This window comes from Pseudomonas azerbaijanorientalis (genome assembly GCF_019139795.1).
Taxonomy (GTDB): Bacteria; Pseudomonadota; Gammaproteobacteria; order Pseudomonadales; family Pseudomonadaceae; genus Aquipseudomonas; species Aquipseudomonas laurylsulfatiphila.
This window is the reverse complement of record NZ_CP077078.1, coordinates 2,614,501-2,626,660: the sequence shown is the minus strand read 5'-3', so window position 1 is coordinate 2,626,660 and position 12,160 is coordinate 2,614,501. Positions and strand designations below refer to the sequence as shown.

Sequence of the window (12,160 nt, the reverse complement as noted above, 5' to 3'; positions counted from 1 at the left end):
GCATGTCTGCCGGACTTACAGATTACAAATCAGGAACTCAATTGATCCACTCCACATGAAAGCTGTAACGCCCCAGGAGCGGAGCCAGCACTTGCTGGCCAGTGCCGGCCCTGACGCAGGCGACCTGCCCACGACGATTGTCCTGCACGACTTCAACAGCAATATCCGAAAGCCCCAGTCGTTCCACTTCCTGCTGAACTACTTTGGCAATTTCGCGCTGCTGCAAAGCGGGCTTGAATATCTTGCCCACGGCAGTCAGTGGCAGTGCTTCGAGGATTTCAATTCGCTTGGGAACGGCTGCCCGCTCGCTGATGTTGAGATGAGCGAACGCCTCAAGTTCTTCGGCATTGCACACTTGCCCGGGGCGTAGTTGAACGTAGGCGACCGGCACCTCGCCCGAGTAGGCATCGGGACTGCCGATAGCGGCGGCCAGAGCGACGGCGGGATGCGCCTGAAGCGCCTCCTCGATTTGCTTGGGATCGATGTTGTGGCCGCCACGGATAATCAACTCCTTCTTGCGCCCGGTCAGCCAGAAATAACCCTGCGCATCCTGGCGACCCAGATCGCCCGTATTCAGCCAGCGCTGACCGTCGATGTCGATCCAGAGGCCGTGGTTATGACGCTCCTCCAGATAACCCTCGAAGAGGTTCGGACCGCAGATTGTGATCAGACCGATCTCATCCACGTTGGCGTCGCGCAGATACTCTCCCGAATCATTGAGCACGACCGCGCGCATATTCTGGTAGGCGATCCGTATCCCGATAGAGCCAATATGGCGCTCGCCATGGGGCGGATTGATTGATGAGACGCAGGCGCCCTCAGTGAGGCCGTAACCTTCAAGGATTTTTACCCCGGTACGGTTCTCGAACTCTCGGAAAAGCTCAGCCGGCATGGGTGCGGCGCCACACATGGCAAAGCGAAGACTGGACAGGTCGCGGCCCTGCCATTCATTTTGCAGAAGTGCGGCATAGACAGTTGGCACGCCGGAAAAGAGGTTGATACCGAAGTGCTCGACCATCTCCCAGAATCGTGGGATCACGCCCTCGCCACGATACCCTTGAGGCGTGCCGAGAATCACATGGTCGCCTTGAGTCCAAGGCATCAGCCCAGTCACCAGCTGGCCATTGACATGAAACAGCGGCAGGCCACAAAAGATAACCTGGCCACCATTGCGTGGCTGCAAGTGAGCGGCCACGGCCCATGCATTGAATACTTCAGAGCCATGGCTACGCGCGGCGATCTTGGGAAGTCCCGTGGTGCCGCCCGTACAGATGTAGGAGGAGCACTCATCCTGGCGAATTTGCCGTCCGCTCTTGAGGTGCGTGTGCGGCTGGGCATTCATCAGCGTTTGCCAATCGTGGATCGCAATATCGCTGTGTAAGTCTCGTTCCTTCAGTGCCACGGCTTTCAGGGCCCCACGCACTGGTTCGTCGACATAGGGCGCCATGCCGACCCAAACGACAGACCTGATCCCGGGCAACTGATCCAGCTGCGAAGACAGTTTCGGCCACAAGTCGCTGCCTGGAGTCGGCGCGAGAGTCACCACCACCGATGCCTTCGCGGCATTCAGCAAGCCAGCCATCTGCTTGGCCTCAAGCAGAGGATTGATCGCCATGACGATCCCTGCCGCCTCCCCGCCCCATATCGTGAAATGGGTTTGCGGCAGGTTGGGCAGGATGAAGGCAATCACCTCGCCCGGTTTTATGCCCAGGTCATGGAAGGCATTTGCCGCGCGGGTGATATCCGCCAAGAGTTGGGAGTAGTTCCACTCGTGGGTGCGCTTGAAATCGGCGGCATCGACGAAGAAACTGAGCGCCGGTGCCTGAGGGGTGCGCTCGGCTGCCTGACGCAGCGCTTCATAAGTGCTGCAAGCCAGACCACGCTCCGACAAGGGGACTCGTTCGAGGCTTTCGATGTCATTCAGGGTCTGCACGACCATCAGGCTTCCCCCACGACTCGGTTGCGTTGTACGCCGAGGTCGACCACACCATCGGCACTGCGAATACGCGCCTCGACCACGTCACCGGCGTTAAGGTACTGCGTCCGGCCCTCTTGTGCCTTGAGGAAGAGTTTCCATTTGGTGGCTTCGGGCAGCAGGGCTGCTATGCGCATTTTGGCGGGTGAAGGGATCGTCAGGGCACAGCCGGCAGGCGTACCGGTGGCGATCAGGTCTCCAACGGCGAGATCTTGCAAGGCAGAAAGTTCGGTCAGGGTTTCAGCGGGGCCGTAAACTAGGTTGGCCGTGCTGTCGTCCTGTCGCACCTGGTCGTTCACCGTCAGGCGTAGCTGCAGTTCCTTCAGGTAATGAATGTTCGAGGCATCCAGAAGGCACAGGTACGGGCCGACCGGACCGAAAGTGCGGTAGCTCTTACCCTTGTAGAACTGCATCTGGGGAATCTGAATGTCACGCGCCGAGTAGTCATTGACAATGACGACACCTGCAATGAACTCATGCAGATTGGCGTCGGTGACAGCAACAGCGCCGGTGATCGAGCGCTTCATCACAAGGCCCAGCTCGATCTCGTAGTCAAGGAAGCGCACGTGGCGCGGCTTGATCAGGTCGCTGTCAGCCGCCACCAGGCAACTCGTCGCTTTGGTGAAGATCATGTTGAATTTCTTCGCATCAGGGTCCATGCCAGACTCGATCATGTGCTGACGGTAATTGGCACCCTGGCAGACAAACTGCTGGTTACGGGTCACCGGCGACAGCAGTTTTACTTCGCCCGCCTCCAACTCCGAACCTTTCAGTTGAGCGAGGTCGTCGAGACTGTTCTGGCTAATGAAGTCACCGGTGGTTTCGAAAACACCAGGGACAATTGTGATACGGCCCTGGCGAAGCACGCCCCAGTGGATACCGTTCTGATATTCAAAGCGGACTACGTGTACAGCAGACATTGAAGGTACTCCTGGAGCGGCGTTTGTCCCGCGTTCGGTGGCGCGGGAACTGTGGTGTTGTTCTGAAGGCGGGCTGGAAACGGTGTACACCCACGCACCGCCAGCAATCAAAGCGCCGGCTTTAAGCACGTCCCGCCGGCCAAACCGGGTTGAGTTGTCCGACATGTCGGCAGCTCTACCCAAACATCCGCATGAGTGTTATCAGCTTGCGAATGGTCAGGTCCGGGCTGCGTCGCAGGTTGCGGATCAGCAGCAGCACATTGGGTAGGGTCAACTTGGGTTTGGTAAAGCTCTTGGGCATGCGCTGCCCCCACTGCGCCATTGCCTCGGGACTCACCGGATGAATGCCGGTAGGCCGAGTGGCCGTGAAAACATCTCCGTCGCAGTAATGCTCGTGCTTGTCGCCCCAAGGGTCTTGCCAGTAATCGAAGATCTGACTGCCCAGAATGTGCCGGCCGATGCCCCATGAGTGCGCCCAACCCCGCTCCCGCAGGACGCGCTGCCCCATGCCCACGGCGTCTGCATCGACAACTTCATAGGCGCTATGGCTGTAGGTGGCCATGAACCCTTGCGCAATCGCGAGCGTATGGTGAGCCGCGGGAATGTCACCGAGATCAAGGCGCATGAAAGTGACGATAGGCGTGCCGTCGTGGAGTACCTGCACATCGCTGGGAATAAACCCGAAATGCTGCGTATACCATGCACAGGTCGCTTGATAGTCGGCCACTTCAATGACGATGTGACCCAGTTTGAGGACTTCAGGGGGAGCAATCGGCGGACGCTGCGTGGCGTTGATCCGCGGTTGTTCCTGCGCCTGATTCCAGATGAGAGGAGCTCTGTGTGCCAGCGTCTTGCCCGGCGTCTGATCGCAGACGGCTTCCACAATGAAACCGGACGGATCCGTCAGTCTGACGCAATACCCTTTACCGGGATGTTCCGATTTCTCGACCGATGACGCACCCGGGATTCGAGTGAGCTTTTCCAGATCTTCCAGGGACTGCACGGCAAGTCCGAACCCGATAAAGCGCGCATGTTCGCCACGTTGGACACGGTAACAATAGGCAGTGGCTTCGGTGGCCCGCATATAGAGCGTATCGGCCTCCTGCCGACTGACCGTCAGGCCGAAGTCAGTCAGGAAACGCGCCGCCTCATTCAAGTCCGGCCGCTGGAAGATCAGGTGAGTCAGATCCTGGGCCTTTACCGTCGGCTGCGGATGCCGCGCAGGGTGTGGTGTCGTCAACCGGTGCAATTCGTTTTTGTTGTTCATTGTTTTTGTTTTCCGGGTTTTTAGGGCAAAGCTGTCCCGCCCCCCTGAAAAATCGGGGGTTTATCCAGTCAAATCAGTTACGGACTCAGTCGAGAGTAGGCAGTACCGGCAACTCCTGGATCGCCAACAGACGAGCCTCCTCTGGTGGCACACCCAATGCCCGCAACACCAGCTCAGCGGTGTCAGAGCCCGATTCGCGCCACGTTTTGTGACCTTCCAGTACCAGGAAAATCGAGCCAAGCACGCTGCTCGATATCAGCGTCAGTACCGAGAGCAATTGCTCCTGCGCAAACGTGTAGCGCCCAGTAGTAAGCCCGCTCAGAAGATCCTTGGTTGCCTGGCTGCTGAACATTTCGCGCAACGCCGAATTGCTCATGGCGAATTTATGGATGAACGCGCCCCACTGGGAGTCTTCATGCGCACGGCGAATGAAGAATCGAATGCCATTGGCAAGGCGATGAGCGGGATCCGAGAGGGAATCGAAGCTCTTGTTGATGCGCTCATGCATTTCCCTCGCGAGATGGCTGGCGACCGCCTCGAACAGGTTTTCCATGCTGTCGATGTTGCTATAGACCGTTCCGCGCGCTACGCCTGCCTCTTGTGCGAGATCGAGGATGTTCACTTGTGAGGTGCCTCTCTCGGCGAACAGGCGAAAGGCAGCTTGATGAATGCGGCGCTGTGTTGCACTCAGGGATTGCACGGTTCTCTCTCCAGGATTACCTCATGAATACATTGAACACTTGTGTTCACTTATCGTCAACCGCATTTTTATGCATGTTGGATTTTTCGTCTGAATATGGCATTTAACCCTAATAATCTAGATACCCTGATCGACGTCGCCGGATCAACACAAGCCCTTCACATTGACATAATTGAACACACATGTTCAATTATGTCACGATCTGGCTCGCCCTCTCGGCAGCCTTCAAACCGGCCCATCGATGGAATGCAGGAGCTCAACCTCTGAGCAAGTACTGTGCATACAGCGCTCAAACGGTATGACCCTCAGCGATCGCTGGCCGACTTTTCATTAGCTGAAGGACAGAACATGACCGGCTCAAATATCTTCAAACCGCTTCGATTACCCAACGGCACGGTGATTCCAAACCGAATCGCCAAGGCTGCTATGGAGGAGAACCTTGCCAATGAGGAACACGCTCCAGGCGAAGCGCTGATTAAGCTCTACCAGCGTTGGGCGGAGGGTGGAGCCGGCCTGATCATCACTGGCAACGTAATGGTTGACCGCCACGCCTTGACCGGCCCAGCTGGCGTAGTGCTTGAGGACGATCGGGACCTGGGTAAATTCAAGCTATGGGCAGACGCTTGTCGCAGCCGTGGAGCCCAGGCCTGGATGCAAATCAATCATCCCGGACGGCAGCTCTTGGCTTCAATGGGGCAATCGGCAAGGGGCCCCTCCGCTGTTGCGGTCGATATTCCCGGACTTTCAAAAGCGTTTGTGCTGCCCAGGGCTTTAGAAGAGCAGGAGATCGAAGAGCTCATCGGGCGCTATACTCAAGCGGCGGTGCTGGCGGAGCGTGCCGGATTCACCGGCGTGCAGATTCATGCCGCGCATGGCTATCTATTCAGCCAATTCCTTTCGCCCTTGACCAATCGGCGTGATGACTGCTGGGGCGGTAGCCTCGAAAATCGTGCAAAAATCCTATTGAAAACTATCGACGCAATTCGCCAGCGAGTGGCGCCAATCTTTTGCGTCGCTGTGAAGCTCAACTCGGCGGACTTTCAGCGCGGCGGGTTCGATGCCGAGGATGCGGCTCGCGTAGTGGAAATGCTTAACGCCAAGGCGGTCGACCTGGTCGAGTTGTCGGGTGGCAGCTACGAAAGTCCGGCCATGCAGGGGCAGACCCGCGATGGCAGCAGCCTGGCTCGAGAAGCCTACTTTCTCGAGTTCGCAGAAAAAATTGGAGAAATAGCGCGCATGCCGTTGATGGTCACCGGCGGCGTGCGCAGAAAGGAGGTCGCGGAGCGTGTGGTGAGCGGCTCGGTGTCGATGGTCGGACTTGCCACTGCACTGGCAATCGAGCCAGCCCTGCCGAAACAGTGGATGGCAGGTCGGGACATCAAGGTGGAGCCCATCGTCGTCCGCTGGAAGAACAAGACGCTGGCATCGCTGGCAGTGGCATCGGTGATCAAGAAGCAGCTCGGCTTGCTAAGTCAAGGGAAACGGACAAAACCCGGGACGTCGCCACTCATGGCATTGATCGGCAATCAGTTGAAGGCCCGTCGCCAGGCGAAGAGCTATCGGCAATGGATCGATCAAGCCAGGTAGATCAAGAACGATATCGGATCAGGCCGGTAGCGGCTTGCTGGCGATTTCCCTGGCTCTGGCAGGTGTGACGCCCAGAGCCTGGAGAACCATTTCGGCGACCCGTAGATCGTGCTCCACTACTGCCCGCCCCTCGACAACCGAGCGCATTGCTCCGGTTGTGCACGACAATACAATATCCAGGGCGACCCCTTCGTCCTCGTAAGCAAGCGCGCCCGCACGCAGCCCCTCACGCAGATCGCCCAGTACATGGTCAGCCAGACGCGAGCGCATCGCCTGGTCGAAATGGATGATACGCAGCAACGCATTCGCCCATTGGTGGTCGGCAGCGGCCCGGCACACAAACATGCGCACACCGATCGAAAGCCGCTGTGCTCCGCAGTGCACATCCGCGTTCAGGACGGCAATGGCGTCGGAGAACTCGGCGGCCATGGCAATGCCCACTGCTTCGAAGACTTCGTCGCGCGTTCGGAAATAGTTGTAGATGGTGCCGTTGGATACCTCTGCCTCCGCGGCTACCTCGAGCAGTGTGATTTCCCCCGCCTCCTTACGTGCGACAAGGCGCAATGCCGCGTCCATCAGGCCACGACGGGTGCGCTCACGCTTCTTGTGCCCCCGAGTGAGAGGTTCTGGTACAGCAGCTTCTAAAGGAGGTGTGGAGGAATGCATGATCAAGCTCGTAATCTAATCGGCTCGTTGATGGTAATGGAAGCGCTGTCAGCAGTGGCGTCATCACTCATCAGCAGGTCCCGGCAGTCTTGAAGGAGTCTGCTGGCCTCTGTGCCAGGGGCGTGGTGCATGATGATACGGTCAGGACGAACGGCGACCAATGTTCCTTTTGCAGCCAGCGACAGGATCTCATGGTTCATGTCTTCAATGAAGTCACAACGGCCGTCGGAGCGTAGGCCACGGGGTCTGACTTCCAGGAAGTGGCCGCCCATCTTTTCCCAGGCAACGATTTGATCAGTGGTGAGCAGTGATAAGGGGTCGACACCGAATCCAACCAGGGTCAGGTTGTCGCCCAGCGCATCGTCGCTCAGCGTGATCTGCTTTTGCAGGGTGCGAACCCAAGCCTGGGGAAACAGGCTGCCACGTACCAGCTTATCGCCGCGACGATGTGGCACGAACAAGCCTTTCTTGAAGGTGTTCTTCGGCTTGATGTCCAACTGCTCGAAGTACCTTCTGGTGGCGGGGGTCAATCCCAGCATGCGCATCAAGCCGTGGATAAAGAACGCTGCGATCTTGTTCTTGGGCATGACCAGGCGACCCATGAGTTTCGCCAGATTAATCATGGCCTGAGCATGTGGTCGCCGCTCTACGTCATAAGTATCGAGTATCGCCGGCGCGGCATGACCACGAAGAACCCAAACCAGCTTCCAGGCCAGGTTGGCGCCGTCACGAAGGCCCGCTACGAGACCTTGTCCCACAAAAGGGGGGGTGATGTGTGCGGCGTCGCCGACCAGGAAAGTACGCCCCTTACTGAATCTGTTGCAGCAACGCGCGTGGAATCGATAGACCGCCTTGCGCTCGATTTCCAGTTCCTGCGGATTGACCCATGGCGCAATGAGCCGCGCGATGCTTTCCGGGCTTTCCAGCTCCTCCCGGGATTCGCCGGGCTGCAGCATGAATTCCCAGCGTTCCCTGCCACCGGGGGCGGGCATGTGCGGCGTGGGCCGCCGCGGATCACAGATAAACTCAATGTGATCAATGGCTGACTGATGCCGGTTCCTGGCATCGACAATCAACCAATCCTCAGCATAGGTTTGCCCTTCAAATTCCTGGCCGATCAGCGCCCTGACCCGGGAGCTGGCACCGTCTGCACCAATCAGGTACTGGGCGCGAACAGCATGCGACTGCCCATCTTCACCCCGCACGGTGGCAACCACGCAATCCGCTTCCTCAACCAGACTCTCCAACTCGAAACCACCCAGGCTGGTCACTGATTTCAGTCGGGAAACCTGGCCACGCATCGCGCGTTCCAGATCGGGTTGATAGAAGGTCACAAGCTTGGGATGGCCGTCGATGCATCCTTCGGTATTGGCGCGACCAAATTGCCCGAGGACCGGAGAGTGCATCTTCACTTCAGGGATAACGATCTTCTCGAAAGCGTCCTCCGACAATCCGGCGAGTTGCAGGATGCGCAGGGCCTCGTTGTCCAGAGCAATGGCACGAGGCATCAGTACGATTTCATGGAGCTTGTCCAGCACCAGGGTCGTAACCCCGTAGCGGCCGAGCAGCGCCGCGATTGTCGCCCCTACCGGACCGTTACCGACGATCAGTACATCGACGGTGGAGGTAGGCAATTCGGAAACGTTCTTGTTGTTGTTCATCTCGAGCCCTTGTTGTGATTGAAGTCGTGAGGCGCATAGGTCTCATCGTCAGGCGGAATCAAGATAAGCAAAATTGAGACATATTTCAATATTGATGATTTTGTCATATTTTTTTGAGATAATTGAAAAGCCGTGATGTGGTCGAACGAACCAGCGCAGAGGCCAGGTGTCACTGCCCGCGTTTAGGCAAACAAGGCTCGTGGCATAAAGTTTTGGGTACGCCAGTTTCCGACCGACGACGCTTGGCGTCAGGGTCGATCAGGGGTGTCATGGGAACAGTGGCCCATGACTAAAGCGCGTCACTGCGAGGGACCGAGGCTAGATCGAAGACGATCGATACCGTGCGAATTTTCAGCACCACGTTTTAAGTTTTTAGGAATTACCCGTGGCCCGTCCGCAGCCCCATCCAACCCCCGTCCTGCTGAGCTTCGGCGAGTTCGAGCTCGATGAGGCCAACGCTTGCTTGTTCCACGCTGGGCAAGCGGTGGCTTTGGCGCCGACCCCTTTCCTGTTGTTATGTGTGCTTGCCCGCCAGCCGGGGTCATTGGTATCCAAGGATTCTTTACTGGATGCGGTGTGGGGGCATCGGTTTGTCAGTGATTCAGTCCTGAAAACGGCCATCAGTGACCTGCGCAAGATATTGGGCGATGACCCCAAGCACCCTCGTTTTATTGAGACGGTGTCGCGGCGCGGCTATCGCTTCATCGCCGTCTCGTCTCTTGCTGCTTCGGTGCCTCCTGCATCTACGGCAGTCCCGGAAGCCGGCTCACCTCAATTGCCGACATTCATCGGTCGCATTGCCGAAGTCGCCAGGCTGCAACGGGCGTGGGAACGGGTTAGTGGAGGCCAGCGGGCCGTAGTTTGGCTGGCTGGAGAACCGGGGATCGGCAAAACCACATTGATCGAGCATTTTCTTGCCGGTCTTGGCGGCATCGCCTGCGCCCGCGGCCATTGCATGGAGCACTTCGGCACCGGTGAACCGTACCTGCCGGTACTGGAGGCGTTGGCCGATCTGTGCCGCAGCGACCCGACCCTGCCGGCGTTGTTGCGCGAAGTAGCACCCACCTGGCTGTTGCAATTGCCGTGGCTGAGTAGCACGCAGGAACGAGACACATTGCGGCGCGAGCTGGCCGGCGTCGGCCCGGAACGCATGCTGAGGGAATTTGGTGAATTGTTGGACCGCTTCACAGAACTGCGCCCGCTGTTGCTGGTAACCGAAGATCTGCACTGGAGCGACCGGGCGACGGTTCAGTTGATTAACTACATGGCGCGACGCCGTGGCCCCGCACGGCTCATGTGGCTATCAAGCTTGCGTCTTGCCGAAGTGGTGGCTCTCGAACATCCACTCAGCTCATTACGTCACGAACTGCGTCTGCAACGCTTGTGCGAGGAAGTAGTACTCGACCCGTTTTCCGAAACCGAGGTCGCCGACTATGTGGCGTTGCGTTCAGCCTCACTGGCATGCAATGAAACCTTCGTGCGCGCCCTGCACGAACGGACCGACGGCGTACCGTTGTTCGTTTCCTCAATCATCACTGAAGTGATGGATGTAAAAGAGGACGAAACCACCATCGAAGCTCGGCTGGCGGATCTGGTGGTTCCCGAGAACCTTGCGGCCATCATCGATCACTACATTGCCAAGCTGGCTCCCGAGCAACGAACACTTCTCTGCGCGGCTGCGGTGTGCGGGTCCGATTTCCGGATTGAGACGGTTTCGCTCGCCCTCGAGCGCAATCTCTCTTCGGTGATCGGGGCCTGTGAGGAACTGATGCGTGAGCAGGTATGGCTCACACAATCGCGGACACCCGATATTGACGAAGCGGTAGAGCGGCCTTACTCGTTCCGCCATGCCCTTTTTCGTCAGGTGCTGTACGAACGCACGCCTCGTCCGTTGCGCATCGATCTCCATCGCCAGGTTGGCACTGTCCTCGAACGCGAGCGCTCGACCGGTGTGCCGGTTGCGGCCTCGGAACTGGCGATGCACTTCGACCGTGCTCGGCTACCGATGATCGCGCTGCGCTATTACGCCGAAGCGGCAGAAGCCGCGCTACTGCACTTCAGCCCGGACTTGTGCATCGGCCTCACTGAGCGCGCCTTGGCCCTACTTGTGCAGGCCCCCGAAGGAGCGGAACGCGATACGCTCGAAATTACCTTGGCCACGTTGCAGGGGGTTTCGGCTTTCCACATGTTCGGTGTCGGCAGCAAGGCAAAGGGCGCTTTCGAGCGGAGTTACACTCTGCTAGTGGAAGTCCCCGAGCACCCCATGCGCGGTCGCCTTTTGCACGGATTCGGCTATCTACTCGGTCTACGCGGCGACTATTTGCAGGCGTTGGAAGTGGCAGAGCGTGCTGAAGCTCTCTCCCTTAACGCAAACGACCAAGAGCTCATGCTGGCGGCATGCATCGTTCAGGGCGAGGTGCATCACCTCCAGGGCCGCACGAAAATGACACGCAGCTGGTTAGAGCGCGCCCTCGCGATCGCCGAGCCGCTGGGCATAGGGACAAACGAGATCTTTGCGGCAGATCCCCAGGTCATGCTGCACGGCATGCTGGCTATCGAGCTGGTTCGGTCTGGTCTGATTGAGCAAGGGCGAACCCATATGCAGCAGGCACGAACCCGCGCGCATACGCTTCGACAACCTATGACATGGCTGGTCGCTACCTGGCAGGAGGTGTTGATCGAGGTACGACTGGGAAACTCTGTGCGGGTGGCAGCGCTGGCTGATGACATGCACAAGCTCGTCGATGAATATTCGCTCGCGCTTGGGCGCACGGCTTGCCGCTGGTGGCGCGGCTGGGCCGACGCGCGCAACGGTGCCCCCCACGACGGCTACCGTCACATCCGTGAGGCCTACGAGGAACACACTGGACTCGGTATGCGCTCCGGTGCCAGCGAGGTACTCGGCTACGCCGCCGAGGCGCTGCTACTGACAGGCGATTACGACGCAGCGCACGTTGAATTGCAGGAAGCCCTCCGGGTGGGAGAGGAATTGGGCGAACGCGTATACCTGCCGCAACTGTTGCTGTTGGAGGCCGCGATCGCTCGAGCTCAGGATCGGTCGGATGCCAGTAACGCGGCGGTACGGGCCGCGATTGAAGAGGCACGCGACCAGGAAGCATTGTGGCTGGAGCTGCTCGCGCTGGTTGAATTATGTGAGTGCCACGACGCCGTACCAGCGGATCGCCAAGCATTGGTGATGCTGATTGATCAGTTACCCGAAACGCATGCAACCGAACAGGTCAAACGTGCACGCTCGCTGATTGAGGCTGCTAAACGGGCTTGAAGTGACGGTTGTGGGAGCGGAGGTCATCCGACCGAAGTCTGACCTTTTGCTTACGACTCGAACCAGGGGGACGGCTTACGCTGGCATCGAACCTTCTAGAA

General features: G+C 58.4%; 8 protein-coding genes. 2 read left to right on the top strand and 6 right to left on the bottom strand.

The features are described 5' to 3' along the window. Positions 1 to 37: 37 nt before the first annotated feature. From KSS91_RS11625 to KSS91_RS11610, 4 genes are all read right to left on the bottom strand, one after another. Positions 38 to 1,939, bottom strand: a complete 1,902-nt coding sequence (locus tag KSS91_RS11625) for an acyl-CoA synthetase (RefSeq protein ID WP_217838013.1) — start codon at positions 1,937 to 1,939, stop codon at positions 38 to 40. Continuing rightward, on the bottom strand, positions 1,939 to 2,895 hold the full coding sequence (locus KSS91_RS11620; RefSeq protein ID WP_015094698.1) for a fumarylacetoacetate hydrolase family protein: 957 nt from the start codon (positions 2,893 to 2,895) through the stop codon (positions 1,939 to 1,941). Before KSS91_RS11620 ends, KSS91_RS11625 begins: the two co-directional genes overlap by 1 nt. Before the next feature lie 175 nt (positions 2,896 to 3,070). Then, positions 3,071 to 4,162: a VOC family protein gene (locus KSS91_RS11615; RefSeq protein ID WP_217838012.1), complete on the bottom strand. Its 1,092-nt coding sequence runs from the start codon at positions 4,160 to 4,162 to the stop codon at positions 3,071 to 3,073. An 85-nt stretch (positions 4,163 to 4,247) separates the two neighbouring features. Next, complete coding sequence (locus tag KSS91_RS11610) at positions 4,248 to 4,862, bottom strand: TetR/AcrR family transcriptional regulator (protein ID WP_015094696.1); 615 nt, start codon at positions 4,860 to 4,862, stop codon at positions 4,248 to 4,250. Between the two features lie 348 nt (positions 4,863 to 5,210). Here KSS91_RS11610 and KSS91_RS11605 point away from each other — a divergent pair, with 348 nt between their 5' ends. Next, complete coding sequence (locus KSS91_RS11605; protein WP_015094695.1) at positions 5,211 to 6,449, top strand: NADH:flavin oxidoreductase/NADH oxidase family protein; 1,239 nt, start codon at positions 5,211 to 5,213, stop codon at positions 6,447 to 6,449. An 18-nt stretch (positions 6,450 to 6,467) separates the two neighbouring features. Here KSS91_RS11605 and KSS91_RS11600 read toward each other — a convergent pair whose 3' ends face one another. Together KSS91_RS11600 and mhpA are read right to left on the bottom strand one after the other, a co-directional pair. Further along, positions 6,468 to 7,115, bottom strand: coding sequence for a TetR/AcrR family transcriptional regulator (locus KSS91_RS11600; protein WP_217838011.1), 648 nt, complete (start codon positions 7,113 to 7,115; stop codon positions 6,468 to 6,470). A 2-nt stretch (positions 7,116 to 7,117) separates the two neighbouring features. Beyond that, positions 7,118 to 8,776, bottom strand: a complete 1,659-nt coding sequence (gene mhpA / locus KSS91_RS11595) for a bifunctional 3-(3-hydroxy-phenyl)propionate/3-hydroxycinnamic acid hydroxylase MhpA (RefSeq protein WP_217838010.1) — start codon at positions 8,774 to 8,776, stop codon at positions 7,118 to 7,120. Positions 8,777 to 9,161: 385 nt separating this feature from the next. Between mhpA and KSS91_RS11590 the strand changes: the two genes are divergently transcribed. Further along, positions 9,162 to 12,059, top strand: a complete 2,898-nt coding sequence (locus KSS91_RS11590) for an AAA family ATPase (protein WP_217838009.1) — start codon at positions 9,162 to 9,164, stop codon at positions 12,057 to 12,059. Positions 12,060 to 12,160 lie beyond the last annotated feature (101 nt).